This is a genomic window from Paraburkholderia ribeironis (genome assembly GCF_900019265.1).
Classification (GTDB): domain Bacteria; phylum Pseudomonadota; class Gammaproteobacteria; order Burkholderiales; family Burkholderiaceae; genus Paraburkholderia; species Paraburkholderia ribeironis.
Genome location: NZ_CYGX02000057.1, coordinates 1 through 25,690, shown reverse-complemented (window position 1 = coordinate 25,690; position 25,690 = coordinate 1). Strand labels below are relative to the sequence as shown.

Sequence of the window (25,690 nt, the reverse complement as noted above, 5' to 3'; positions counted from 1 at the left end):
CGTCGTTGGAATGAAATGGCTTGACGGAGAACTGCGTGGCAACACTGAAGGATGTCGCGGCCCTGGCTGGCGTGGGCATGTCGACTGCGTCACGGGCCATTTCCGGTAAAGGACCGATCTCAGCCGACGCCGCCGCCCGCGTGCAGGCGGCGATCGAGGCCCTCAATTTTCGTCCGTCGTCGATCGGGCGGGCCATGGCGACGCAGTCGCTCGGCATCATCGGCATTTTCGTGCCGACGTTTTTTGGCTCCTACTACGGCACGATTCTCAAGCAGACCGACACCGAACTGCGCGCGGTGGGTCGTCACGTCGTGGTGGCGACCGGCTGCGGAGAAGTGTCGCCGCGCGAGCAGGCGATCGAGGCGGTGCGCTTTCTGATCGACCGCGATTGCGACGGCGTGGTCGTGATCAGTCACGATCTGCACGACGAAGACCTGATCATGCTGCACGGCATGCATCCGAAGATGGTGTTCCTCAACCGCGCGTTCGAGCAGTTGCCGCAGGCGTCGTTCTGCGCCGATCACTGGCGTGGCGGCGAACTGGCGGCGCGCACGCTGCTCGATTACGGGCATCGGGACATCGCGGTGATTTCAGGGCCGTTCACCGCGTCGGACAATCTGATCCGGCTCGAAGGCTTCTTCGCCGAGTTGGCGCGTGACGGCATTGCGCGCGAGCAGGTCGCGCTGATCGAATCGGACTTCTCGCCAGAAGGCGGCTATGCTGCCGCGCAGAAGCTAATCGATCTGAAGCGGCGCGCGACCGGCCTCTTCTGCGCGAACGACACGATGGCGGTGAGCGTGCTCGCGCGCTTCCACCAGCTGGGCATTGCCGTGCCGGACGAGATTTCCGTGATCGGCTACGACGACGATTATTCGGCGGCGTATGTGGCGCCGGGGCTGACGTCAGTGCATATTCCGACCGCCGAGCTTACGCAGAATGCGGTGCGCTGGCTTCTCAACCAGTGCTACGGGACCACGTGGGAGATCTTCCGCGAGTTTCCGGTGAGCGTGACGATGCGCAAGTCGGTGGGGCCGGTGCCGACCGTGGCGGCTTTGCCCGTCACGGAGGATCGGTTGGGCCGCGCTTCGTAGCGGCTGGGAGGCCGAAGCCTCCTCAGCGCGCGTCGAGCGGCTTGAAGAATTAATCTAATCCCGTACCTGACGTCGAGCGGCGCCGACCTCGACAGGCCGGCGCCAGCGCGCAAGCAAAGCAGTCCGAGCGTCTTGCTGAATGAGGCTTTCCGCGCTGTTTGGCGGATTACATGCGAAGTTTTTTATCTTTCCCGCCTGAGGTGCTGTTAAAAAAGTTGTAATCGTTGGCAACAGGGCTTTGCCGTTTTCCCCCATTCAATTCACTTGCGATTCGCTTAAACTTGCCGGTAACAATTTGTTACGGGGTGTGTGATGTTGGCCGTGTTTTTTGTTGTCTGTCCGATTTGCATCGTCGCGCTGTTCGGTTTTGCGCGGCATGTGGATCCGAAGACAGGGCAGTTCAGGCGCTGAATTCCGAGTCGGGTGTCCTTGGCCCGGTCGCGCACGGTACCCGTTTTTGTCGGTGTTTCTGTTGTTAGCGTGTGGCCATCGCTCTGACCGCTGATTCGTCTAGTCTTGCCTTAGCGTGCCGAGTCGCGGCACGATGCGCGATAAAGCTAATTTTGGGGCGGCATCGCGTATGCGAGATTTTCTGGCGAATATCACGGCACGCGCCGGCGTGCTGAAGGGCGTGCTTCCTTTGGACCGTGCCGCCGCGGCGCGCGATGCGCTGGCCGGCGTGCAGCTTGCATCGATGGATATTCCGCAAGTGCTCGGCTACGCACGCATCGCCGGCATGCCCGCCGTCACGGGGCTCTACACTGTCTTTCTGCCGCTTATCGCGTTTGCGCTGTTCGGCGCGTCGCGGCACCTGGTCGTGGCCGCCGATTCCGCTACCGCCACCATCTTCGCGAGCCGGCTCTCCACGATGGCGCCAGCGTCGAGCGCCGAGTATGCGTCGCTCGCCGCGATGGTCGCGTTGCTCACCGCTGCGTTGCTACTGATCGCGCGCATTTTCAAGCTGGGCTTTCTTGCCGACTTCCTGTCGCGCACCGTGCTGGTCGGCTTTCTGGCCGGCGTCGGCGTGCAAGTCGGAATCGCGATGCTGGGCGACATGGTCGGCGTACCCGGACACGCCGCGCGCAGCATCGACCAGCTGACGCTGGTGGTGCGCGGGGCCGCGCAGTTCAATGCGCCGACGCTCGCCATTTCGCTGGTGGTCGTCGTCGCGGTTCTCGGGTGCAAGCGCTTTCTGCCCCGCGCGCCGATGCCGTTGATCGCCGTCGTCGCGGGTATCGCGGCGAGCAACGTCTATGGTTTCGCAGCACGCGGGATCGCCGTGCTGGGGCCCGTCGCGGGCGGACTGCCGCCGCTGGCGATGCCGTCGGTGACGTGGCAGCAGTTCCTCGATCTACTGCCGGTCGCTGCTTCCTGCTTCGTGATGATCGTCGCGCAAAGTGCTGCCGCGAGTCGTGTGTTCGCCGAGCGTTATCAGGAATCCGTCGATACCAATGCCGACCTGCTCGGTATCGCCGCGGCCAACGCGGCGGCGGCGTTCTCGGGCGCGTTCGTGGTCAACGGCAGTCCGACGCAGACCGCGATGGCCGATCGCGCCGGCACGCGCAGCCAGTTCGCGCAGCTCGTGTTCGCGGTGCTGGTGGTCGTGGTGCTGCTGTTTTTCAGCCGCTATTTGCAGTACCTGCCGCACTGCATTCTGGCCAGCATCGTGCTCACGATCGCGATCGGCCTGATCGATCTGAGGACGCTCATTGCGATGCGCCGTGAAAGCCCCGGCGAATTCGCGCTGGCCGTGTTCACCGCGGCCGCGGTGGTGCTGATCGGCGTCGAGCATGGCATCCTGGTGGCGGTGGCGTTATCGCTGCTGCGTCATGTGCGGCACAGTTACCGGCCGCACACGATGATTCTCGCGCCCGGCCAGGACGGCGTGTGGGTGCCGGTGCCCGCCGTGCCCGGCGTCCAGACCGCGCCGGGGCTGATCGTCTACCGGTTCGGCGCGGATCTGTTCTACGCGAACGACCATTTCTTCGCCGCGGACGCCCGCCGCATGATCGCTGAGGCGCCAAGCGCGGTGCGCTGGTTCGTGATCGACGCGAGCGCGATCACCGACCTCGATTACTCGGCGTCGCGCTCGGTGGGCGAGCTGTGCGCCGCGCTCAAGCGGCGCGGCATCGAAGTCCTGTTCGCACGTGTGACCCCCTATCTGCGCTCGGATATGGACCGGCACGGGATTACGCCCATTGTTGAAACGCGTTGCATCTTCGGCACGATGCACGAGGCGCTGCGTGCGGCGGGCATCGAGAAGCCGCACGCGCATGTGAAGGACGCGTCGTAGCGCAGCGCGGTGCGGGTGCGGTGGCGGGTGCGGTGGCGGTGCCCGTGCCGGTGCCGGTGCCGGTGCGGTGGCAGGGCTAGTGTGGCGCTTCGTCGTCGGCGAAAAAATAGCCGACCAAAAAACAGCCGCCGGCAAGCGCGATCGCCAGCACGGCCACGGTATACGCAAGCGCGGTGCCGTGCCAAAGGCCGTCGAACCATTGATGAAGCTGCGCCATCAACACCGCCGCATTGCCGCCGATCCGCTGCAATTCGATCTGATAGCGTGGATCGACGATGCCGTACATCGCGGCCGCGCGGTCCGGCGGCGCAGCGCTCGCATAGATGAGCGCCGCCGCGATCAATCCGGCGAGCAGCACCGCCGTACCCGCCAGATACAGCCGCTTTTGCAACGGCGCACGCCGCGCTGCCGGGTTCATCTCATGGTTGCCGCTCATCGTGTTCGCCAGTTCGCCTCGATCGTCACGGCGACAGTATCGCAGAGCGGCGGCGCGTGTCGATCCTAGCTTCTCGATGTGAGCAGCTTGATGCCGGCAATCCCGAACATGATCGCGAGCGAGCCGTCGAGCCAGCGCCGCATCGCAACGTAGATGCGCCGCGCTGATGCGGTCGAAAACAGCACCGCGTAGCTGCTGAACACCGCGGCGCCGATCACCATGCAGCCGAGCACCACCGGCAGCACATGCGGCGTGCCGCCCGCTGGCGACATCGCCAGCGAGACGATCGACAGCCAGACCAGCACTGCTTTCGGATTGGTGAGATGCAGCAGCAGGCCGCGCAGATAGAGGCGCTTGAACGGCTCGTTCGGCCGCGCGGTGCTGGCGGGCAGCATGCCGGCGTTGAAGGCGGAGCGCGCGGATTTGAAGCCGAGCCACAGCAGATACAGGCCGCCCGCGATCCTGATCGCGACCAGACATTCCGAATAGCTCGCGAGCACCGCCGACAAACCGAGCGACGCCAGCAACGCCCACGAGAACGAACCCGACATCACGCCGAGTGCGAAGGCCCGCGCGGAGCGGCGGCCCGCGCTCATCGCCAGCGACATGATGGCGAGATTGCTGGGACCGGGGCTCGCCGTGCCGACGAAGTAGGCGCTGTAGGCGATCAGGACATCGGCGGTGACGAAGGGGGTGACGATCATGGTCGGGAACTCGGTGGCTGGCGGGTCCACGCGACGCATGAAGAGCGTGTCGCGAACAATACGGATCGAACGCGCAATGCGAGACGATGCGCGAGCGACGATTCTGCGCGCCGCCGCGCGAATCTCACAGATACAGTTGATAGTTCGCGCAACAGCACAATCGTCGTTGGTGCGGTAGCGCGGTTGGCAACTCAGTTGTCAAATCAGTTGCCGAATCAGCCGCCGAATCAGCCGCCAAATCAGCCGCCAAATCAGCCGCCAAATCAGCCGCCAAATAAGTTGCCAACCCCGGCGTCAGCTCACCCGCCCGCTGCCGCGCCGATGCAATCGGCCAGCGCGTCCACCACCGCTTGCCGGCTATGCCGCGGACGCTGCACGAGTCCGATCTCGCGTTGAAACGTCGCGTCGCCGAGTTCGAGCGCGGCGACGCCGGCGGGCCACTTGCCGAGCCCCGCCGTATTCGGAATCAGCGCGACGCCGATACCGCGTGCGACCAGTTGCACGATCGCCTGCAATTCGTCCAGCTCGATCACGTCGCGCACGTTCAGGCGCGAGCGCCGCAGAAAACGATCGACCAGCCGGCCGCCGAACGACGCGCGGTCATACCGGATGAACGGCTCGCTCCTGAGCAACTCGCGCCATGAACGCTGGCTGCGCGTGAGCTTCTTCGACGCGAGCAGCACGAATGGCTCGCTGATGAGCGTGCGCCATTCGAGTTCGGACGGCAGCGCGAACGGCGGCTTGATGATGACCGCCAGGTCGAGTTCGCCGGAATCCACTTGCCCGAGCAGGCCCAGCGACACGCCGGGTATCACGCGAATCCGCCAGCCGGGCCGGTCGTCGCGAAAGCGGGCCAGCGCGTCAGCCAGCAACGACACTTGCGCGGACGCAATCGCGCCGACCCGCAGCATGCCGCTCTGCGCCGCAGTTGCGCCGCGTTCGGAAAGCCGCGCGTAGAGCGTCATCATTTCCTCGGCGAGCGCCAGTGTTTCGCGGCCCGCGTCGTTGAGCGTGGCGGAGCGGCCGGTGCGGTCGAACAGCGCGAAGCCAAGCTCTTCTTCGAGCCGTTGCATCTGCGCGCTCACTGCCGATTGCGTCAGGCCGATGCGCGCGCCCGCGCCGGAAAACGTGCCGTACTGGCTGACGGCAATGAAGGTCCTGAGTTCGTCGAGCATGGTCGATTGATCGATTTTCGTGTTGGTCAGGTCAAATATATATCGTTTTCCACCATTTTTAATCATGGTTAAACTTGGCCCCACGCGTACGGCTCATGGGCTAGCTATGCGTCCCATGCGTCCTATGCGCCGCCACGTCGATCACGTCAATCCCCTTTCCAGTCAGCGAGTGTCCCCATCATGAGCGTTGCCGAAAACGTTTTGCCGCCATTCCATCTGGCGTTCCCTGTTCATAGCCTCGCTGCGGCGCGTGCGTTCTACGGCGAATTGCTGGGCTGTCCCGAAGGGCGCAGCTCGGAGGCGTGGATCGACTTCAACTTCTACGGCCACCAGATCGTTGCGCACCTCGCGCCCGACGAGGTCGGCCACCGTCACACCAGCAAGGTCGACGGCGATGCGGTGCCGGTCCGTCACTTCGGCGTGGTGCTATCGATGGCGCAATGGCAGGCCGCAGCCGACAAGCTGCAGCAAGCGGGCATCGAGTTCATCATCGAGCCGCATGTGCGCTTCAAGGGCGAAGTCGGCGAGCAGGCGACGATGTTCTTCCTCGACCCGTCGGGCAACGCACTCGAATTCAAGGCCTTTGCGGATATGTCGTCGCTATTCGCCAAATAGCCTATTGCGAAACGTATTGCAAAGCACGCGGTGCTTCGCTACATGCTTCGGCCCAGGTAAAAGGCCGGTCGATCCTCAAGGTCGACCGGCCTTTTTTCATACGATGTGCCACGTGAAGCAAGTTGCTTCACGCAGATCGATTCAGGCGCAATGTTTCAGTTTATTTCCCGAAGTCGCCGCGCGTCATGCAAACCAACGCGCGCTCAACAGCGCGTATCTGACTTCAACAAACGTTTGCTTATCGCCAATCCGTCGCGAGTCTGAATGGCCGCGCCGGCTTACATAAAGCTTCCTGACAAAGCCGCCATTTTCACGCCATGCAGGCGTTGGTGCCAGCGTTCTAGCATGAGCGCTGATTCAGCCATCTCCTTCCATCTCTCCTTACCTGTATTCTCTCGGGCGCGTTTCAATGTGGATCGTCAACGTAGCGCTTAAGCGGGCATACACGTTCATCGTGATGGCCATTCTGATCGTGCTGGCGACGCCGTTCGTGCTGTTCACCACGCCGGTCGACGTGCTGCCGGAAATCAATATTCCGGTGGTCAGCATCATCTGGACGTATACGGGCTTGTCGGCCGAAGACATGGCCAACCGCATCACGTCGGTCAACGAGCGCAGTCTGACCACCACGGTCAACGATATTGAGCACATCGAATCGCAATCGCTTGCGGGCATCACGATCCTGAAGGTGTTCCTGCAGCCGAACGCGAACATCCAGACGGCGATCGCGCAGACCGTGGCCGTCGAACAGGCGCAGCTCAAGCAGATGCCGCCGGGGGCCACGCCGCCTCTGGTGATCAGCTACTCGGCATCGAGCATTCCGGTGATCCAGCTCGGCCTGTCGAGCCCGAAGCTCTCGGAGCAGGCGCTCAACGACACTGCGCTGAACTTCCTGCGTCCGCAGCTCGTGACGATTCCGGGCGCGGCCGTACCGTATCCATACGGCGGCAAGTCGCGGCTGATCTCGGTCGACCTCGACACGCGCGCATTGCTCGCCAAAGGCCTGACACCGTCCGACGTGGTCAGCGCGTTCAACGCGCAAAACCTGATCCTGCCGACCGGTACGGCCAAGATCGGGCCGAAGGAATACACGATCAACATGAACGGCTCGCCGGCCACGGTCGAAGGACTCAACGATATTCCGGTGCGCACGCTCAATGGCGCGACTACCTACCTGCGTGAGGTCGCGCACGTGCGGGACGGCTTCTCGCCTCAAACCAATATCGTGCGGCAGAACGGCCATCGCGGTGTGCTGATATCGGTGCTGAAGAACGGCAGCGCGTCGACGCTGTCGATCGTGAATACGCTCAAAGGGCTTTTGCCGGGCGCACGTGCCGCGTTGCCACCGGATCTGAACATCACCGCGCTGTTCGATCAGTCGGTGTTCGTGAAAGCGGCCGTGCAGGGCGTGGTGCGCGAGGCGCTGGTGGCGGCCGCGCTGACCGCCGCGATGATCCTGCTGTTTCTCGGCAACTGGCGCAGCACCTGCATCATCGCGATCTCGATTCCGCTGTCGATTCTGTCCTCGCTGATCGCGCTGCATGCGCTCGGGCAGACCATCAACATCATGACGCTCGGCGGTCTCGCACTGGCGGTCGGGATTCTGGTCGACGATGCGACGGTGACGATTGAAAACATCGAACGGCATCTGCATCTGGGCACCAATCTGCACGATGCGATTCTCGACGGCGCGGGGGAAATCGCGATTCCGGCACTCGTGTCGACGCTGTGCATCTGTATCGTGTTCGTGCCGATGTTCTTTCTGACCGGCGTCGCGCGCTACCTGTTCGTGCCGCTTGCCGAGGCGGTGGTGTTCGCGATGCTCGCGTCGTACATTCTGTCGCGCACCCTGGTGCCGACGCTGGCGATGCTGCTGATGGGCCACGCGCACAAGCCGAAGGAGGGTGCCAGGCCGAGTCTCTTCACGCGCCTCTACCGGCGCTTCGATAGCGGCTTCGAGCGCATGCGCTCCACGTACATCATGATTCTGAGCAGCCTGCTGGTGCGCCGCGGGATGTTCGGCAGTCTGTTCCTCGGCTTCTGCATCGTGTCGATGGGGCTGGTCTTCGTGCTCGGCGAAGACTTCTTCCCGAGCGTCGACGCGGGCGACATCCGTCTGCACATGCGTGCGCCGACCGGCACGCGCATCGAGGAAACCGCGCGGCTCGCCGATCAGGTGGAGAAGGTGATCCGCGAGGTGGTGCCGCCGAAGGAACTCGGCACGATCCTCGACAACCTCGGCTTGCCGTATAGCGGCATCAACCTCTCGTACAGCAACGCGGGCACGATCGGCACGCTCGACGGCGAGATCCAGGTCGCGCTGAACGAAGGCCATCAGCCGACGCAGATGTACATGGACAAGTTGCGCGCGATCCTGCCGCAGCGTTTTCCGGGCGTCGAGTTTTTCTTCCAGTCGGCCGACATCGTCACGCAGATTCTTAACTTCGGCTTGCCCGCCGCGGTTGACGTGCAGATCTCCGGCGCGGATCAGCAGGGCAACTTCGACATCGCGCGCAAGTTGCTCAAAGAGGTGCGGCTGATTCCCGGCACCGTCGACACGCACATCCAGCAGAAGCTCGACGAACCGGCGATCAACCTGCAGATGGACCGCACGCGCCTGCAGCAACTCAACCTCAGTGCGGCCAACGTCGCGCAGAACGTGCTGATTTCGTTGTCGGGCAGCTCGCAGACTTCGCCCGGATTCTGGTTCAACAACCGCAACGGCGTCGAATACAACGTCGCGGTGCAGACGCCGCAGTATCAGGTGTCGTCGATCGACGAACTGTTGCGCACGCCGGTGTCGGGCTCGGCAACCGGGCCGACGCAACTGCTCGGCAACCTGGTGCGGGTCTCGCCGCACACCCAGTTCGCGCAAGTCACGCATTACAACATCAGGCCGGTGATCGATCTGTATGTGAGCGTCGAGAAGCGCGACCTGGGCAGCGTCGCGAATCAGGTCGACAAGCTCGTGAACAACGTGCGGGCGTCGCTGCCGCGCGGCAGTCAGATCACCGTGCGCGGCCAGGTGCAGACCATGCGCAGTTCGTTCTTCGGGCTCGGCATCGGCGTGGCGATGGCCATCGTGCTGGTGTATCTGCTGATCGTGGTGAATTTCCAGTCGTGGGTCGATCCGCTGATCATCGTCAGCGCGTTGCCGGCGGCGCTCGCGGGCATCGTGTGGATACTGTTCCTGACCGGCACGCATCTGAGCGTGCCGGCCCTGACCGGCGCAATCATGACAATGGGTGTTGCCGCGGCCAACAGCATTCTGATGGTGTCGTTCGCGCGCCAGCGGCTCTCCGCCGGTGCGCCGCCGCTCACCGCCGCGCTCGAAGCCGGCGCGAGCCGGATCCGGCCGGTGCTGATGACCGCGTTCGCGATGATCATCGGCATGATTCCGATGGCGCTCGGTCTTGGCGAAGGCGCCGAGCAGAATGCGCCGCTCGGCCGTGCGGTGATCGGCGGTCTGCTGTTCGCCACGGTATCCACATTGTTTTTCGTGCCGCTCGTGTTCGCGGGCATTCATAGCTGGCTTGCGCGTCGCCACCGCAATGACGACTCAGACCCATCGGCTCGCCATGGCGACGGAAACGAAGGCGGCAACGATGGCTCGGCGCCAGAGCACGACGGCGCCGGCAAGCCCGCGTAAAAGTTAACTGACGGCTGACTGAGATAGCTGACTGAGATAGCTGATTGAGATGGTTAAAAGATGACCGAAAAAACTCATGCATCGCTGGCGATTCCCTCGCGAGAAACTGAAGCGGGACACGTATTGCCGTCGCGCCACCGCGAATGGAAGCGCGCGAAGATCGCCATCTGGATCGTGCTGGCGCTGCTCGCGCTCGGCGCGTTGCGCACGGTGATTGCGAACGTCCTGCAAAACCGTTCGGTCGAGGCAACGACCCGGCAAAATGCGACCCAGTATGTGGACGTGGTAAGTCCGGCGCAGGCCGAAGGCGGCGGCAGCACGCTGCTGCCGGGCACCTTGCGCGGCAACGTGGAGTCACCGATCTACGCGCGCTCGACCGGTTATCTGCTGCACTGGTACGCGGATATCGGCGCACGCGTGAAGCAGGGCCAACTGCTTGCCGAACTCGACACGCCTGAAATCGATCAGGAGCTCGCGCAGGCTCTTGCGCAGCGCCAGCAAACCAGTTCGAGCCTCGGGCTCGCCAAGAGCTCGCTGGAGCGCTGGCAGCAATTGCGCCAACGCGATGCGGTCTCGCAGCAGGAACTCGACGAGCGGCAAAGCACCTACACGCAGGACGTCGCCAACCTCGCCGCCGCCGATGCGAACGTCAAGCGCCTGCAGCAGCTCGAGTCGTTCAAGCGGATCGTCGCACCGTTCGCGGGCGTGGTCACGCAGCGCAACGTCGATGTGGGCGATCTGATCGACGCGGGCAGCGGCACGAGCCGCGCGCTGTTCGCGCTCGCGCAGTCGGACCCGCTGCGCGTCTATGTGCAATTGCCGCAGGCGTACGCGCAAAACGTGTCGATCGGGCAGAAGGTGGTGGTCACGCAGGCCGAACTGCCGGGCCAGCAGTTCCACGGCACGGTCACGCACATCTCCGGCGCGATCGACGTGCCGACCCGCTCGCTGCAGATCGAAGTGACGTTGCCCAATCCCGACGACAAGCTGCGGCCCGGCGCATACGTGCAGGTCGCGGTGCCGGCGGCGGTCCACGCGCAGTTGATGGTGCCGGGCAATGCGCTGCTGTTTCGCGCCGAAGGTCCGCGTCTCGCGGTGGTCGATGCGAAGGGCAACGTGCAGTTGCGCAAGATCGTGATCGCGCAGGACCTCGGGCAGACGCTCGAAATCGAAAGCGGCATCGACGCGAACGACAGGATCATCATCAACCCGAGCGATTCGATTGCCGACGGCGATCATGTGCAGATCATGCAGCCGCAGAAAAACGGCAAGGGGGCGTCGTGAAGTGCGCGGGTCCATGCCGGGCGATCACGACGCTCGCGGGCGCGGCCAGTACGGCCTCGATCGTGGCCGCAAGCGTAGCCTTGCTGGCTGCCTGCACGGTCGGCCCGGACTATCAGCGGCCGCAGGCCGAGGTGCCGCCCAGCTGGCAGACCGATTCATTCTGGCGCGTGGCCGCGCCGTCGCATGCGCCGATTGCGCCGGACTGGTGGAACGGCTTCGACGATCCGACGCTCGCCACGCTGGAAACCCAGGCGCTCGCGCAGAATCAGACGCTGATCGCGGCGAGCGCGCACTATGCGCAGGCGCGGGCAACGCTCGCCAACATCAGCGCGCAACGTGTGCCGGAAGTCGACCTCGCCGCGTCGGCGTCGCGCTTCAGGATCTCGCACGACCGGCCATTGACCAACTACGCGACGCCGACCGAATCGACCGTGCAGAACAGTCTTCAACTCGGTGCGACGATCAACTACGACACCGATCTATTCGGCCGGATACGTCGCGAAGTGGAGGGCGCGACGGCCTCCGCGCAGCAATCGGCGGACGATCTCGCCAACGCGCGGCTCGTCCTCACCACCGACCTCGCCACCGACTATTTCTCGCTGCGCGAACTCGATGCCGAGATCGACGTGCTGAATCAGTCGGTAAAGCTGCAGCAGAAAGCGCTCGACTACGTCACGTCCGAACACGATCTCGGCTCGGTATCGGGGCTCGACGTGCTGCAGCAGAAGTCGCTGCTCGACGCGACGCGCGTGCAGGCGCAACTGCTGCTGAATCAGCGCGCGCAGTTCGAACATGCGATCGCCGCACTGGTCGGCGTGCCGGCGCCACAGTTCGCGATCGAACCCAAGGTGCTCGACACGAAGGCGCCGCCGATCCCTCTTGGCGTGCCGAGCGACGTGCTGCAACGGCGGCCGGACGTCGCGTCGGCGGAGCGCGCGATGGCGGCGGCCAACGCGCAGATCGGCGTCGCCAAGGCGGCATTTTTTCCGAGCCTCACGCTGAGCCCGGGCATTGGCTGGGAGAGCACGCAGTTCGCCAACCTGCTGAGCGCGCCCACGCTGATGTGGACGCTCGGCGCAACGGTCGGCCAGGTGCTGTTCGACGGCGGGCGGCGCGCCGCCAACGTCCAATACGCGAGCGAAGGCTACAAGGCCACCGAGGCGACCTACCGGCAAACCGTGCTCCACGCGTTCCAGCAGGTGCAGGACGGCATCACCGGCCTGGCGGTGCTGGACGGCGCGGCGAAGCAGTCACATGAGGCGGTCAGCGACGCGCAGCGTCTGTTGTCGCTCGCCAACGACCGCTATTCAGGCGGCCTCGTCGCGTATCTCAACGTGATCACCGCGCAGCAGTCGCTGCTCGACAGCGAGCGCCAGGACGTGCAGATCCACGGCCAGCAGATGACGCTGTCGGTCGCGCTGGTGAAGGCGCTCGGCGGTGGCTGGGAGGCCGGCGCGGAGTTCGCGAGGGCGCCGCAGGACGCGCGCCCAACCGATGCGAAGCAGGCGCTGGCGCCCGTGCGCTGATCCGCACGCCGACGTGCTGCTCCGCACGCAGGCGAGATTCGAGGCGTTTCGTATAATGCACAGTCAAGGGGACGCACATGAAATTGCTGATTGTTGAAGACGAGCACAAGGTGGTGGACTACCTGCGCTCCGGTTTGACAGAGCAGGGCTGGGTCGTCGACGTCGCGCTCGACGGTGAGGAAGGCATGCATCTCGCCACCGAATTCGATTACGACGTGATCGTCCTCGACGTGATGCTGCCGAAACGCGATGGCTTCAGCGTGCTGAAAGCGCTGCGCATGCGCAAATCGACGCCGGTCATCATGCTGACCGCCCGCGATCACGTGAACGACCGCGTGCGCGGCCTGCGCGATGGCGCGGACGACTATCTGACCAAACCCTTTTCATTTCTCGAGCTAGTGGAGCGGCTGCACGCGCTGGCGCGCCGCACCCGTTCGCAGGAGTCGACGCTGATTTCCGTCGGCGATCTGTTCGTCGACCTGATCGGGCGGCGCGCGACCCGCGACGGCGTACGCCTCGAACTGACCGCGAAGGAATTCCAGCTGCTCAGCGTGCTCGCGCGCAGGCAAGGCGACATTCTGTCGAAGACGGCGATTACCGAACTGGTCTGGGACGTCAATTTCGACAGCCATACCAACGTGGTCGAAACCGCGATCAAACGATTGCGCGCGAAGCTCGACGGTCCGTTCCCGTCGAAGCTGCTGCACACCGTGCGCGGCATGGGCTACGTGCTGGAAGTGCGCGAAGAGGCGGAGTCATCATGAACCGGTCGATCGCCCGCCGCCTTGCGATGATGTTCGCGCTCGTCGCGCTGTTCGTGTTCACGCTGGTCGGCACCGGGCTCTTTCTGATTCTGCGCACGCAGCTCGAACATCACCTGCGCGAGTCGCTCGACGATCGCACGCAGATCGCGCGCATCATCGTCTATCACGCGGTGACGCCGGAAAAGTGGCGCATGGCCCGCGAGAAACTCACCGACATGACGCCGCACGACGGCAGCACGATGTATTCGGTGGCGAGCGCGGACCCGTATTTCCAGTACGGCAAGCCGGTCGAAGGGACGATCGTGAATAGCTGGCCCGACGGTTACGCACGCGTGAGCCCGGCCGGCGGTGGCCAGGACATGCTGACTGCCACGGTGACGCTGCCGGCCAACGCCGCGCGTCCGCCAGTGCAATTGCAGGTGGCCGCGAGCTATTCGCCGAATGTGCGCACGATGCGCGTGTTCGGCTCGGCGCTCGCCGCGCTGTCCGCATTGGGCAGTCTGGCCGTGCTGCTGCTCAGCTATTCGGTGGCGCGCATTGGCCTCGCGCCGCTCACGCGCCTCACGCGCGACGCGTCCGCGGTGAGCCCGAACAATCGTTCGCAACGATTGAACACCGCGGCGTTGCCGCTCGAACTGAACGATCTGGCCAACTCGTTCAACGGCGCCCTCGAACGTCTGGACGCCGCGTATGGCCGCCTCGAATCGTTCAACGCGGACGTCGCGCATGAGTTGCGCACGCCGGTGACGATCCTGATCGGCCAGACCGAAGTGGCGTTGACGCGCAACCGCTCGGTCGACGATCTGCGCCATACGCTGCAATCGAATCTCGAAGAGTTCGAGCGTATGCGCGCAATCATCAACGACATGCTGTTCCTTGCTCGCGCCGATCAGGGCGAGCGCGCGACCGGGCTCGTCGAAGTGTCGCTGGCCGCGGAAGTCGCGCATACGCTGGAGTTTCTCGAGATTCCGCTCGAAGAAGCGCGCGTGCATGCGAAATTGCACGGCGACGCGCGGGCGCGCGTGAACCGTTCGCTGTTCGGCCGCGCGTGCACCAATCTGCTGATGAACGCGATTCAGCACTGCGAGCCGGGCGCGACGATCAGCGTGACGATCGCGCCCGACGACGATCAGATGCGCGTCGCGGTGGCCAACCCCGGCGAGCCGATCGCGCCGGACATCCTCGCGCATCTGTTCGACCGCTTCTATCGCGCGGAAGTCTCGCGCACCAATAGCCGCGAAAACCACGGGCTGGGTCTGGCGATCGTGAAGGCGATTGCGGAGATGCATCGCGGCACCGTATCGGCGAACAGCGCGCTAGGAATCAACACGTTTGCATTTTCGGTCGCGGCGTCGCAGTTCGGCAGCGGCTCGCCGACGGTGCGCGCCAATGCGGGCGTGACCGCCGAGGGCGGCTACTCGTCGCTGGCAAAAGGCAAGTCGGCCTGAACCGGTAGACGCTGCTTCGGCACCTGCGCGTTGGCCGGCGTCAATGCGCTCACGCGCACGCCGAGCAGCCGCAACTTGCGATTCAATTCCACGCGCCGCAGACATTCGGTCGCCGCGCGCCGGATTTCGGCGGCGTCGGCGGTCGGCTCATCCAGTGTCAGGTCGCGCGTGACCGTGCGGAAGTCGTCGTAGCGCAGCTTGATGCCGACGGTCCGGCCCACATAGCCCTTGCGCACGAGATCTTCCGCGACCCGCACGCACAGGCCGGTAAACGAGCTGGACAGCGCAGGGCGGTCGTGACGTGGATGCAGATCGCGTTCGAAGGTGGTCTCGCGGCTCATCGACTTGGGCTCCGATTCGACCACCACCGGCCGCTCGTCGTGGCCCTGGGCGACCTGCATGAGCCAGGCCGAGTAGCTGCGCCCGAAGTTGTCCTGCAACAGTCCCGCGTCCGCCGCCGCCAGATCGCCGACCGTGGCCAGACCGAGCGCCGTCAGTTTTTCCGCGGCCTTCGGGCCGATTCCGTTGACCTTGCGCACCGGCAGCGGCCAGACGCGCAGCGGCACGTCGGCCGGCGTGAGGATCGTGAGGCCGTCGGGCTTGTCGAGCTCGGAGCCGATCTTCGCGAGCAGCTTGTTCGGCGCCACGCAGATCGAGCAGGTGAGGCCGGCCGCGAGATTGACGGCCTGCTTGATGCGCGCGGCGATGTCGCGCGGCTCGCCCGGCAGATCGGTGAGGTCGATATAGATTTCGTCGATGCCGCGGTCTTCGATGCGGTCCGTGAAGGTCGCGACCGCCGCCTTGAACAGGCGCGAGTAGTGGCGGTACGAGTCGAAGTCGGTGGGCAGCAGGATCGCGTCGGGCGCGAGCGCGGCCGCTTTCATCATGCCCATCGCCGAGAACACGCCGAGCGCGCGCGCTTCGTAGGTGGACGTGGTGACGACGCCGCGGCCCGCGTAGTCGCGCAACTTCGCAAACCGGCGGCTGCCGTCCTCGAGCGTTTGCGGCGCGGCATTGCGCCCGCCGCCGATCACTACCGCATGGCCGCGTAGTTCCGGATAGCGCAATAGTTCGACGGACGCGTAGAACGCGTCCATGTCGAGATGCGCGATACGGCGGACGGAAGCACTCATGAGTGGCGCGGACGGATGACAGAAGCGGAACGCGGTAACGACGGCTGACGCGTTGTTCGATGCGTCTGTTGTGTGCTCGATGCGGGGCCGCTGTGCGGTTGGCGAAACCGTTATAGTACCTTGCTGCGCCGCGCGGGGTGCGGATGGCGAGTGCGATGGGGGGTGTCTGGAAGCCGCTCAAATGCGGCAGTTCACGCCAATCTGCAACACTGGATTGTTGGATGGTTACCCAGGTGCAGACGTGTCTTCAGCGTATTGCGTTCTCGTGCGTGCCGCCCGCCGACGGGCGGCACGCACGAAGGGCAAGTAGCCGCAATTACTGCTTGATGCCTTCAGCCTGAATGTGCAGCGTGGTCGCCATCTTGAAGCCGTAAGCCTTGCCGAAGTCGATGCCGAAATCGTCACGATTGAACGTCGCGGTCGATTCCGTGCCGCATACTTCGCGCTTGAGCATCGGGTGCTGGAAGCACTTGAACGATTCGATCTTCAGATTGACCGGCTTGGTGACGCCGTGCATCGTCAGCGTGCCGATCACTTCCACCGGCTTGTCGCCGTCGAAGCGAATCTGCGTGCCCTTGTAGGTGGCGGTCGGGTACTTCGCGGTGTCGAAGAACTTGTCGCCTACCAGTTCCGTGTTGAGCTTGTCATTGCCGATATCCACCGGGCTCATGTCGATCGTCACGTCCACGGTGCCGGTCTTCGCCATGCGATCCAGCACCACCGTGCCGCTGCTCTTCGTGAACTTGCCGCGCCAGATCGACATGCCGCCGAAGTGGTCGGCCTCGAAGCTCGGGTACGTGTGGGTCGGATCGAGCTGATACGTATCGGCAGCCATCGCGTTGAACGACAATGCAGCAGCCAGTGCGCCCGCGGCGAGCAAAAATGGTTTCTTCAAGTTGTACTCCAGTTTTCAGACAGTGGTGTGAGGCTTCGGTGTTGCTGTATTACTTCTTCGAAGCGACGAGGTGAAATTTGATGACGACTTCGTCGGCGACGACCGAAGTATCTTTCCATTCGCCGGTGCCGACATCGAACTGCGTGCGTTTGATCGGCAACGAGCCGTCGAAAGTTTGCGTGGCGCCCTGGCTGGCGATGACGACCGGCACCACCACGGTTTGCGACTTGCCCTTGATCGTGAGCTTGCCGGTGATCCGGTACTGGTTGCCCCCGGCCGGCACGATCGCGCTCGAGACGAAGGTCGCGGCGGGCCAGGCCGCGCTGTCGAACCATTCCTTGCCTTGCGCCTGTTTGTTGTAGTCGTCGGCGCCGAGGTCGTAGCTGCCGGTATCGATCGACACGTTGGCACTGCCGGCGGTCGGTTTGGCGGGATCGAAATTCACCTGCGCCGAGAACTTCCTGAACTTGCCGTCGACCGGCACGTTCATCTGCTTCGTCGTCGCGATGACGCTGCTTTTGCTCAGGTCGACGTCGGCATGCGCGAGGCTGGCGCCGAATAGTGAAAGGGCGGCGACACCGGTCAGCGTCGCGCGATGAATGGATTGAAGAGTGATCGATTTCATGATGGTACGCATCCTATCGAAACCGCGTGCGTTGATTGCGCACCGCGAGGAATTAGATTGCCAACAGGTCGTAGCCAATCGCCGGCCACGCAGTGGGTTGATCGTGACCGCCGCTATTTGACTATTTGACTATTTGACGAACGGCACCATCCGGGCGAGCAGACCGTCGCGGTCGACGAACTGATGCTTGAGCGCTGCCAGCACGTGCATCGCGACCAGCGTCAGCAGCGTGTAATTGAGCAGCACGTGGACTGTGCGCAGCATGGCCTTGAGCGCCTGATCCGGGCCAATGATCGTCGGCAGCGGCACGACGCCGAGGTACACCACCTGGATGCCTGCCGCGGAGCTATAGAAGTAGCCGGACAACGGAATCGCCAGCATCAGCAGATACAGCACGCCGTGCACCAGATGGGCAGCGGCCCTCTGCCATGCGGGCGTCGCGTCGTCGAGCGGCGGCGCGCGGTGGGTGGCGCGCCACAGCACGCGGATCATCGCGAGCACGAAAACGGTCACGCCGATCCACTTGTGCCAGGAGAAGTACTTCAGCTTGGTGGGTGTGAAGCCGGGGATATCGGTCATGATCCAGCCGATATAAAAGCCGCCGATGATCAGCGCCGCGATCAGCCAGTGCAGTGCAATGGCGCCGCCGTTATAGCGTTGGGAACTGGAAGGACGTGATGGCATTGTTTTTCGCGTGGGTTGATGGCGAGGTTTCGCCTGTGAATGCGGATAGTATGGAGGCCAATTAAAACTGAATAGGCGGGCAAACGGGAACAGATTGTTGTCGCGGTGACGTCAATGTGATTCAAATACCACAACATTGTGGTAATTTGCGGGCTAAATCGTAATCAGGACGGCGACTCATGAATAGCAGTGGAAAGTACTTCGTCGCGCCCGGCGCGCATTTGCCGGACAACGGGCGCGACTGCATGATGGCCGTGAATCGGCTGGGATGAGCATGCATGCAATCGTTTCGACGCGGGCGCGGACCTGCGGCCTGCGCTCTCCGGCTCGTGCGGCATCGAATCATCGTGGCTGGCGCATGACCTTGGCGCGCTCGCGCGCAACCCATATTTCTGGACTGATGCTGTGAATTCCGTTTTCCTGCCCTGGGGCATTGCCGCTATTGCCACGGCTGGCGTGATCACCCGGCCGTTCAAATGGCCCGAAGCCGTGTGGGCCGTCGCCGGTGCGCTGCTGCTGGTGTTACTCGGGCTGTTGCCGATGCATCTGGCGATCGAGGCGATCGGCAAAGGCACCGACGTCTATCTGTTCCTGTTCGGCATGATGCTGCTCTCTGAAGTCGGCCGCCGCGAAGGTCTGTTCGACTGGGTTGCCGTGCTCGCGGTCAATCATGCGCGCAGTTCGCCGCGCAGGCTGTTCGTGCTGATATATCTGGTCGGCGTGGTGATCACCGCGTTTCTTTCCAATGATGCGACCGCGGTCGTCCTCACGCCGGCCGTGTTCGCCGCCGCCAAAAAAGCGAAGACGCCGCCGCTGCCGTTGCTGTTCATCTGCGCGTTCGTCGCCAACGCCGCGAGCTTCGTGCTGCCGATTTCGAACCCGGCCAACATCGTGCTGTATGGCAATCACACGCCGGCGCTCGGCGCGTGGATGCTGCGCTTTACGTTGCCGTCGTTGCTGTCGATCGTCGCGACTTACGTGATGTTGCGTTGGACCCAGCGTGACGCGCTCGCCGGCATTTGCGAGTCGAATCTCGAAGCGGTCGAATTGTCGTCGAGCGGGCGTATCGCGCTCGCGGGCATCGCGGTGACGGCGGGCGTGTTGCTGACCGTCTCCGCGTACGACATCGCGCTCGGCCTGCCCACCGCGATACTGGGCACACTGACTGCGCTGATGGTGCTGATCCTGGAGCGCAAATCGCCGTTGCCGATGATCCGGGAAATTTCATGGAGCGTGCTGCCGCTGGTCGCCGCGTTGTTCGTGATGGTCGAGATGCTCGATCACACGGGTGTCATTACGACGCTGGCCACGATATTGCGCCAGGCCACCGAACATAACGAAGTGGCGACGGCGGGTTGGGCCGGCGCGTTCATCGCGTTCGGCAGCAATCTGATGAACAACCTGCCGGCCGGCTTGATCGCCAGTTCAACGGTGATGCAGGCGCACAGTCCTGAGCGGGTGATCGATGCGCTGCTGATTGGCGTTGATCTCGGCCCGAACCTGTCGATCACCGGCTCACTCGCGACGATCCTCTGGCTCAACGCGATTCGCCGCGAAGGCGAAGACGTGAGCTTCATGAAGTTCCTGAAAGTCGGCGTGCTCGTGATGGTGCCTGCGCTCGTGCTGGCACTCGGCGCGCGGATTCTCACCGGTTGAGCGGACCACACGCGTCTGCACTGATGAAGTGACCTGGCGATTACCGGTGATCTCCGCAGCGATGGCGGCATGATCGAGCAGCGCCGCCAGCGCCGCCGCGCCGATGACGTTGCCCACAAGCGTCATGTCCGCGTTGCCGTCCAAGCTTGCGGCGCTCCAGCGCAGAAGGTTCTGTCCGATCCGCCCACAGCGCGCAGCATCGTTTCGAGCCGTGCGACGTGTGCGCACTGCGCCGGCAACATCGACGCGCAGTTCAGTGTGAGCAAGCGATACCGCTAACGCGCCTGGACGCAAACATTCGTTTGTCAAACATTATATTTAATAATAAACTATCGCCATGTAAATTGTAGGTAGCTTATGAGCCCGCGATCTCCAACCTTCGATCTCGCCACGATGCAGGCCGCCGCCTCGAACGCGTGCGCACTGCTGAAGGTGCTCGCCAATCCGGACCGCCTGCTGCTCATGTGCCAGCTTTCCCAAGCGGAGCTGTCCGTTGGCGAGTTGGAGGAGCAGCTCGGCATCCGGCAGCCGACGCTTTCCCAACAGTTGGGCGTGCTCCGTGAAAGCGACCTCGTAACGACGCGCCGCGAAGGTAAAAACATCTTCTATTCGGTGGCAAGCCCACAGGCGCTTGCAGTCATGGCCGTTCTTTATCAACAGTTCTGCGTCAATCCTTCGGAGGACGAATCATGCTGATTGACCTCGCGCATTTCACGCCCGGTCTGTCGTTGACGGGGGGACTCGTCATCGGCCTGGCCGCCGCCGTGCTCGTGCAGGCCAACGGCCGCATCGCTGGCATCAGTGGCATCTTCGGCGGCTTGCTGAGCTGGCCGCGCAACGACATCGGCTGGCGCATCGCCTTTCTCGCGGGTCTGATCGGTGCGCCCGTCATGGCAAGTCTCGCGGGCATGCCCGCAACCGCGGATATCGAGGCGGGCTGGAGCGAAATCCTGGTCGCCGGATTCCTGGTCGGAATCGGCACGCGCTACGCCAGCGGCTGCACCAGCGGTCATGGCGTGTGTGGCCTCTCGCGCGGGTCCATCCGCTCGCTGGCCGCAACCGCGACCTTCATGGCGGCGGGGTTCCTGACTGTTTTCGTGCAACGACACATGATTGGAGGGTGACATGGCAGCAATTACCGCGTTGCTCGCTGGCCTGCTTTTCGGCTTGGGCCTGATGGTTTCCGGCATGGCCAATCCGGCCAAGGTGCTGGGTTTTCTCGACCTCGCCGGCCGCTGGGATCCGTCGCTGGCCTTCGTGATGGCTGGCGCCATTGCGATCGGCTCGTTGGCGTTTTTCGTCGTCCGACGCCGCAAGAGCTCAGTGCTCGGATTGCCGATGCAACTGCCGACGAGCACGACCATCACGCCGAGGCTGATTTTCGGCAGCGCCGCGTTTGGCATCGGCTGGGGTCTGGCCGGTTTCTGCCCGGGTCCCGCGCTGGTTGCGCTCGGCGCGGGCTACCCGAAGGCGGTCGGCTTCGTGGCGGCGATGGTGGCGGGCATGGCCGTGTTCGAACTCGTCGAGCGGGCGATGTCGGCCACGCAACGCGCGTAAGCGGGTACTGCGGCAGCGCCAGGCCCGTCGATAGAACCACCCGGACAAAGGTCGACTGACGTAGCACCTTCGGGTCTTTCGACTGCGAACTGTGTGGTCCCCGGCAGCAGACCGAAGACGGGACGCGCGCCTAGCGCGGTGCCATCATGACCGGCTGCGCGTAGACCACGGCGGGAGCCGGCACGACGGCGTAGTTGGGCGGCGGCGATACAACCGCAGCAGTGGGCGCGGGAACGGGTTTCATCGGCGGCACGGTGGTGGTTGCCGCGACCGGCACCGCCAGCGGAGCGGCGATAGGCGGGGGCGCCGTCACATACACCGGACTGACCGGCACCGCGTAATACACCGGCCGCGGCGGCGGCGCGTAGACCACGGCCGCTGGCATATACACGACGACCCTCGCGAAGGCGGTCGATGAACAGGCGAGACCGATAGCGGTAAAGGCAGACGCGCAGACGAAGCGAATAGTCATTTTGGACTCCTGAAGTGGTGGGCGGCGCATGTGGTGCATAGGGTGCATGTAGTGCTGGCCGCGCCGGCAGTCGAAAGATACGCAAGTCGCCGCCAGAGCGGAACGACAAACTCATTTCATTCGATGTCACCATGCAGCGGCGTGCGGGCGCGCGAACGCACCCGTATGTTTGAAGCGCATGCTGCGCGTTGCCTAAGGGAACGCCGCTGACGACCGGTGCGAACGCTCGCGAACAGCCGTGACAGCCGTGACATAAGTCGACATGATTCTGCAATTGCCATCGTCCGACGCATCCACAAGAATTCGGCCTGTCATCGAGATGGATCGCGGCATAAGCAGACGACGCCCGATGGCCTGATCGAAGGAGTCAGTCATGAAGAAGTTGCTCGCCACCGTGCTGCTGTGCTGCGCGTCCACCGTCACGTTCGCCCAGAGCGCCGCGCCGCAAGGCGTCAACCCGCAGCGCATGGACCGCATGGTGCAGCAATTGCAGATGCGCTTTTCGAATGCCAACACCACGCGCGACGGTAAGCTCACCCTTCAACAGGCAGAGGCCGGCATGCCGATGGTGGCCAAACATTTCGACGAGATCGATACGCAGAAGGCCGGCTACATCACGTTGCCGCAGATCGAGGCATTCATGCAGGAACGCGCGGCAGCGCACTGAGCCGAGTGGGCGTCTGCTGCAGGACGCCATCGACTCGCTGATGGCGAGCATCGCGCGGCGGCCCGAACTGCAGCGCGTGTTCAGCCCGATTCGCATGGCGCTGCTGGCCGTGATCGCGACCTGCACACTGCGAGGCGCGACGTTCGCTCGGGATTGCGGTATTTTCTGGGATGCTCGCTTCCATCTGCATCGCCGTGCCGTTCATTCCGACGCTGCACATGTCGTCGCAGCGTCGGTCCGAACGGCATGCGGCGCGTGAAACGCCGCCCGACGCGCCGCCCCGATGCCTGAACCGAGGAGCTATCGCATGGATCGCCCCGCCAAAATCATCGTGCTCGACGACGAAGTCGAACTGCGCAACATGCTGCTGCGCTTCTTGCGTGGCCACGGCTTCGACGTGCGAGCCGCCGAGGACAGCAAACGTCTGGACCGCTACCTGGAGCGCGAGCCGTTCGATCTGCTGGTGCTCGATCTGATGATCGGCGCGGAAGACGGTCTCGAGATCTGCGCCCGTTTGCGCACGCAGGGCCAGACCTTGCCGATCCTGATGCTGACCGCCAAGGGCGATCCGCTCGACCGCGTGGCCGGCCTCGAAACCGGCGCCGATGACTACCTCGCCAAGCCGTTCCTGCCGCGCGAACTGGTGGCTCGGATCAACGCGCTGCTGCGCCGCCAGAAGATCGCCTCGGGCGATGTCACGGTGACTTCGCAAAGCGTGCGCTTCGGCGACTTCACGCTCGACGTCGCGAGGCAACAGCTCACGCGCGCCGGTACGCCGCAGGAAATTCATTCGGCGCAGATGCTGCTGCTGGTTGCGCTCGCGTCGTCGCCGAACCGGCCAGTGAGCCGCGACAACTTGCTGGCGCGCGCACGGGGCCGCGAGCATGATGCGCTCGATCGCAGCATCGACGTGCAGGTGTTGCGCCTGCGGCAGATCATCGAGGACGATCCGTCCAAGCCGCGCTTCATCAAGACCGTGTGGGGCGTCGGCTACATGCTGGTCGCCGATGTCGAGCCATGAGTCGCGCGCTGCTGCGAAGGTTGCTGCCGAGAACGCTGCTCGCGCGCAACATCGCGTTGCTGATCGTGCTCGTGATGCTGAGCCAGGTGTGCGCGCTCGGCGTGTTGCTGCATTACGTGCAGCGGCCGCGCGTCGAGCGCGCGGCGGCCGTGTTCGCCACCTATGTGACCACGCTCGACAGTCTGTTGGCATCGACGCCGCCCGGCGCACGCGCCAACCTGACGGCGCGGCTCGACGCTCGCGCGCAACTGCCTGCCGAGGCTCTCAAGACGCCCGCGCCGAATCTCTGGCGCGCCTATCGCACGTATCAACGCCGTGTGTTTATCGACAGCTTGCGCGAGCATCTGCCCGCCGACATGCTGACGCAGTGGCAAACCGAGAGCGGGCAGCGCCTGTGGATTCGCATGCACGCGCCGCCCGATGCGCCGCAAGCGCCGTACTGGATCGCGATGCCGATCCCCGAGGACGCGCAGGGCAACGGACTCGAAGCGGCGATTTTTCTGTCGCTCGGTCTGGCCGCGCTGGCCGCGTTGGCTGGCTACGCGATCCAGCTGCACCTGAACGAGCCGCTGGAAGAACTGACGCGGGCGGCGCGCCGTGTGAGCGCCGGCGAAACGCCCGCGCCGTTGCCGACTGACGGACCCACCGAAATCGCCGCGGTGAGCCGCGCTTTCAATCAGATGACGCACGCGTTGCAGGAAGCCGACGCGACGCGCGCATTGATGCTGGCCGGCATCTCGCACGACATCCGCACGCCGCTGACCAAGCTGCGCCTGTCGATGGCGATGGCGATGCCGGATGGCAGCGACAGCAGCTTCGTGGTCGCCGCCGAGTCGTATCTGGACCAGATCGAGTCGATCCTGCAGCAGTTCATGGATTACGCGGGCAGCGGCGCACGCGAGGCCGCGCAGCCTGGCGATCTGAACGCGCTGATCGAACGGCTCGCGGGTGATTTCGCGGGACTCGGGCATGAGTTCGAGCTGTCGCTCGCGAAGCTCCCGGCGCTCGCTTACCGCCCGATCAGCATGATGCGGCTGCTGATGAACCTGATGCAGAACGCGATCGTGTACGGCGGCACTGGACTCGCCGTGCGCACCTGGGCGAGCGGCGACGCGGTGACGATCGCGGTCTGCGATCGGGGCACAGGTCTGTCGGTGCAGGAACTGGAGCAACTGAAGGCGCCGTTCCAGCGCGGTCGCAATGCGCGTTCGCATAGCGGCGGCACGGGTCTGGGGTTGTCGATCGTCGACCGGATTGCGCGGCTGCATGGCGGCAGCATGCAGTTTCATGCGCGTGAGGGCGGCGGGCTGGAGGTGTGGGTGGTGTTGCCGGTGAGGTCCGCTTAAGGCGCGATTCACCGCGATGATCGATTCACGGGTACGCCGCCGGGCGTCGTCAGGACGCTACCCGCGACGTTCACTCGCGATCCAGCCACGCATCCAGGCCGACGCGGAACGCCACGCCCGCGATCACCGGCACGGTCAGCATCAGGATGATGCCGAAGTTGGGAATCTCGTCGCCATACATGACCGTGCTATAGAGCACGACGCTCGCGACGATCGCGAACACCACGACACCGACGACGACCATCAGAAGATTGCGTGTCGTAATCGACAGCGTCTTGCGCTTTGTCTCGGCCGGCGTGGCGTTGGTGGTGGAAGCTTCATCGTGTTGGGCGGGCATGATGGTTCTCGCGACTGGAAAAGTGCGGCATAAGGAGCGACGGCGACGGCCGATCCGATAGGGGCGCGCGCCCGGCATCATACCCGGAGCGGTTGCGGCCGCGCGGCGCGGGCCGCGCCGACCAGCAGTCCCACCGCGAAGATCGCCAGCATCGCCAGCACGAACGCGGCAATCGCGCTGATCGGGTAAGCGCGTTGATGCAGGAGCTCCATAACATCAATATAAGCCGCATTGTCGATAGCAGGATGGAAAGCGCGACATGAAGTCGGAAGTGATCCGCCGGGGCATGCGCGCTAAGGAAACGCTGATTAA

Annotated in this window: 26 protein-coding genes; 16 read left to right on the top strand and 10 right to left on the bottom strand. The window is 64.1% G+C overall.

The window, feature by feature from the left end; all coding sequences use genetic code 11:
- Window positions 1-35: 35 nt before the first annotated feature.
- Both BN2475_RS24040 and BN2475_RS24035 read left to right on the top strand, forming a co-directional pair.
- Window positions 36-1,091: a LacI family DNA-binding transcriptional regulator gene (locus BN2475_RS24040; RefSeq protein ID WP_094782007.1), complete on the top strand. Its 1,056-nt coding sequence runs from the start codon at window positions 36-38 to the stop codon at window positions 1,089-1,091.
- 580 nt (window positions 1,092-1,671) lie between these two features.
- Window positions 1,672-3,384, top strand: coding sequence for a SulP family inorganic anion transporter (locus BN2475_RS24035; protein WP_094781979.1), 1,713 nt, complete (start codon window positions 1,672-1,674; stop codon window positions 3,382-3,384).
- 76 nt (window positions 3,385-3,460) lie between these two features.
- On the opposite strand, the gene BN2475_RS24030 is transcribed toward BN2475_RS24035, so the two are convergent.
- The 3 genes from BN2475_RS24030 to BN2475_RS24020 all read right to left on the bottom strand — a co-directional run bounded on the left by BN2475_RS24030 (window position 3,461) and on the right by BN2475_RS24020 (window position 5,699).
- Window positions 3,461-3,820: a hypothetical protein gene (locus BN2475_RS24030; RefSeq protein WP_094781978.1), complete on the bottom strand. Its 360-nt coding sequence runs from the start codon at window positions 3,818-3,820 to the stop codon at window positions 3,461-3,463.
- A 65-nt stretch (window positions 3,821-3,885) separates the two neighbouring features.
- Entirely contained in the window at window positions 3,886-4,524 is a 639-nt protein-coding gene (locus BN2475_RS24025; RefSeq protein WP_094782006.1) for a LysE family translocator, read from the bottom strand.
- Between the two features lie 299 nt (window positions 4,525-4,823).
- On the bottom strand, window positions 4,824-5,699 hold the full coding sequence (locus BN2475_RS24020; RefSeq protein ID WP_094781977.1) for a LysR family transcriptional regulator: 876 nt from the start codon (window positions 5,697-5,699) through the stop codon (window positions 4,824-4,826).
- 180 nt (window positions 5,700-5,879) lie between these two features.
- Here BN2475_RS24020 and BN2475_RS24015 point away from each other — a divergent pair, with 180 nt between their 5' ends.
- The 6 genes from BN2475_RS24015 to BN2475_RS23990 all read left to right on the top strand — a co-directional run bounded on the left by BN2475_RS24015 (window position 5,880) and on the right by BN2475_RS23990 (window position 14,985).
- Window positions 5,880-6,314, top strand: a complete 435-nt coding sequence (locus BN2475_RS24015; RefSeq protein WP_094781976.1) for a VOC family protein — start codon at window positions 5,880-5,882, stop codon at window positions 6,312-6,314.
- A gap of 409 nt (window positions 6,315-6,723) precedes the next feature.
- Complete coding sequence (locus BN2475_RS24010) at window positions 6,724-9,963, top strand: efflux RND transporter permease subunit (RefSeq protein WP_094781975.1); 3,240 nt, start codon at window positions 6,724-6,726, stop codon at window positions 9,961-9,963.
- 60 nt (window positions 9,964-10,023) lie between these two features.
- A complete protein-coding gene (locus BN2475_RS24005) occupies window positions 10,024-11,247 on the top strand; it encodes an efflux RND transporter periplasmic adaptor subunit (RefSeq protein WP_094781974.1) in 1,224 nt (407 codons plus the stop codon).
- A gap of 23 nt (window positions 11,248-11,270) precedes the next feature.
- Window positions 11,271-12,773, top strand: a complete 1,503-nt coding sequence (locus BN2475_RS24000; RefSeq protein ID WP_094782005.1) for an efflux transporter outer membrane subunit — start codon at window positions 11,271-11,273, stop codon at window positions 12,771-12,773.
- Window positions 12,774-12,850: 77 nt separating this feature from the next.
- Window positions 12,851-13,537, top strand: a complete 687-nt coding sequence (locus BN2475_RS23995; protein WP_094781973.1) for a heavy metal response regulator transcription factor — start codon at window positions 12,851-12,853, stop codon at window positions 13,535-13,537.
- Window positions 13,534-14,985: a heavy metal sensor histidine kinase gene (locus tag BN2475_RS23990; RefSeq protein ID WP_094781972.1), complete on the top strand. Its 1,452-nt coding sequence runs from the start codon at window positions 13,534-13,536 to the stop codon at window positions 14,983-14,985. Before BN2475_RS23995 ends, BN2475_RS23990 begins: the two co-directional genes overlap by 4 nt.
- Here the strand turns inward: BN2475_RS23990 and dinB are convergent.
- The 4 genes from dinB to BN2475_RS23970 all read right to left on the bottom strand — a co-directional run bounded on the left by dinB (window position 14,952) and on the right by BN2475_RS23970 (window position 18,322).
- Window positions 14,952-16,118, bottom strand: a complete 1,167-nt coding sequence (gene dinB / locus BN2475_RS23985) for a DNA polymerase IV (RefSeq protein ID WP_094781971.1) — start codon at window positions 16,116-16,118, stop codon at window positions 14,952-14,954. The genes BN2475_RS23990 and dinB overlap by 34 nt on opposite strands.
- A gap of 316 nt (window positions 16,119-16,434) precedes the next feature.
- Complete coding sequence (locus BN2475_RS23980) at window positions 16,435-17,013, bottom strand: YceI family protein (RefSeq protein ID WP_094781970.1); 579 nt, start codon at window positions 17,011-17,013, stop codon at window positions 16,435-16,437.
- 49 nt (window positions 17,014-17,062) lie between these two features.
- Window positions 17,063-17,650 (bottom strand): YceI family protein, encoded by a 588-nt coding sequence (locus BN2475_RS23975; RefSeq protein ID WP_174642022.1) that lies wholly within the window; start codon window positions 17,648-17,650, stop codon window positions 17,063-17,065.
- A 117-nt stretch (window positions 17,651-17,767) separates the two neighbouring features.
- A complete protein-coding gene (locus tag BN2475_RS23970; protein WP_094781969.1) occupies window positions 17,768-18,322 on the bottom strand; it encodes a cytochrome b in 555 nt (184 codons plus the stop codon).
- A gap of 405 nt (window positions 18,323-18,727) precedes the next feature.
- On the opposite strand from BN2475_RS23970, the gene BN2475_RS23965 reads away from it, so the two are divergent.
- The 5 genes from BN2475_RS23965 to BN2475_RS23945 all read left to right on the top strand — a co-directional run bounded on the left by BN2475_RS23965 (window position 18,728) and on the right by BN2475_RS23945 (window position 21,535).
- Window positions 18,728-19,978 (top strand): arsenic transporter, encoded by a 1,251-nt coding sequence (locus BN2475_RS23965; protein WP_094781968.1) that lies wholly within the window; start codon window positions 18,728-18,730, stop codon window positions 19,976-19,978.
- Between the two features lie 69 nt (window positions 19,979-20,047).
- On the top strand, window positions 20,048-20,257 hold the full coding sequence (locus BN2475_RS35060) for a hypothetical protein (protein WP_094781967.1): 210 nt from the start codon (window positions 20,048-20,050) through the stop codon (window positions 20,255-20,257).
- A 78-nt stretch (window positions 20,258-20,335) separates the two neighbouring features.
- Window positions 20,336-20,674: an ArsR/SmtB family transcription factor gene (locus BN2475_RS23955; protein ID WP_094781966.1), complete on the top strand. Its 339-nt coding sequence runs from the start codon at window positions 20,336-20,338 to the stop codon at window positions 20,672-20,674.
- Complete coding sequence (locus BN2475_RS23950; RefSeq protein WP_094781965.1) at window positions 20,668-21,102, top strand: YeeE/YedE family protein; 435 nt, start codon at window positions 20,668-20,670, stop codon at window positions 21,100-21,102. Before BN2475_RS23955 ends, BN2475_RS23950 begins: the two co-directional genes overlap by 7 nt.
- Before the next feature lies 1 nt (window position 21,103).
- Window positions 21,104-21,535: a DUF6691 family protein gene (locus BN2475_RS23945; RefSeq protein WP_094781964.1), complete on the top strand. Its 432-nt coding sequence runs from the start codon at window positions 21,104-21,106 to the stop codon at window positions 21,533-21,535.
- Window positions 21,536-21,665: 130 nt separating this feature from the next.
- Here BN2475_RS23945 and BN2475_RS23940 read toward each other — a convergent pair whose 3' ends face one another.
- Entirely contained in the window at window positions 21,666-22,007 is a 342-nt protein-coding gene (locus BN2475_RS23940; protein ID WP_094781963.1) for a hypothetical protein, read from the bottom strand.
- A gap of 373 nt (window positions 22,008-22,380) precedes the next feature.
- On the opposite strand from BN2475_RS23940, the gene BN2475_RS23935 reads away from it, so the two are divergent.
- The 3 genes from BN2475_RS23935 (at window position 22,381) to BN2475_RS23920 (ending at window position 25,041) form a co-directional block, all read left to right on the top strand.
- Window positions 22,381-22,674: an EF-hand domain-containing protein gene (locus BN2475_RS23935; RefSeq protein WP_094781962.1), complete on the top strand. Its 294-nt coding sequence runs from the start codon at window positions 22,381-22,383 to the stop codon at window positions 22,672-22,674.
- A gap of 307 nt (window positions 22,675-22,981) precedes the next feature.
- Complete coding sequence (locus BN2475_RS23925; RefSeq protein ID WP_094781960.1) at window positions 22,982-23,695, top strand: response regulator; 714 nt, start codon at window positions 22,982-22,984, stop codon at window positions 23,693-23,695.
- Entirely contained in the window at window positions 23,692-25,041 is a 1,350-nt protein-coding gene (locus BN2475_RS23920) for an ATP-binding protein (RefSeq protein ID WP_094781959.1), read from the top strand. Before BN2475_RS23925 ends, BN2475_RS23920 begins: the two co-directional genes overlap by 4 nt.
- Before the next feature lie 70 nt (window positions 25,042-25,111).
- Here the strand turns inward: BN2475_RS23920 and BN2475_RS23915 are convergent, their stop codons facing one another.
- Window positions 25,112-25,378, bottom strand: a complete 267-nt coding sequence (locus tag BN2475_RS23915; protein ID WP_094781958.1) for a hypothetical protein — start codon at window positions 25,376-25,378, stop codon at window positions 25,112-25,114.
- 77 nt (window positions 25,379-25,455) lie between these two features.
- Entirely contained in the window at window positions 25,456-25,590 is a 135-nt protein-coding gene (locus BN2475_RS36245; RefSeq protein ID WP_281254264.1) for a hypothetical protein, read from the bottom strand.
- Window positions 25,591-25,690: the final 100 nt, after the last annotated feature.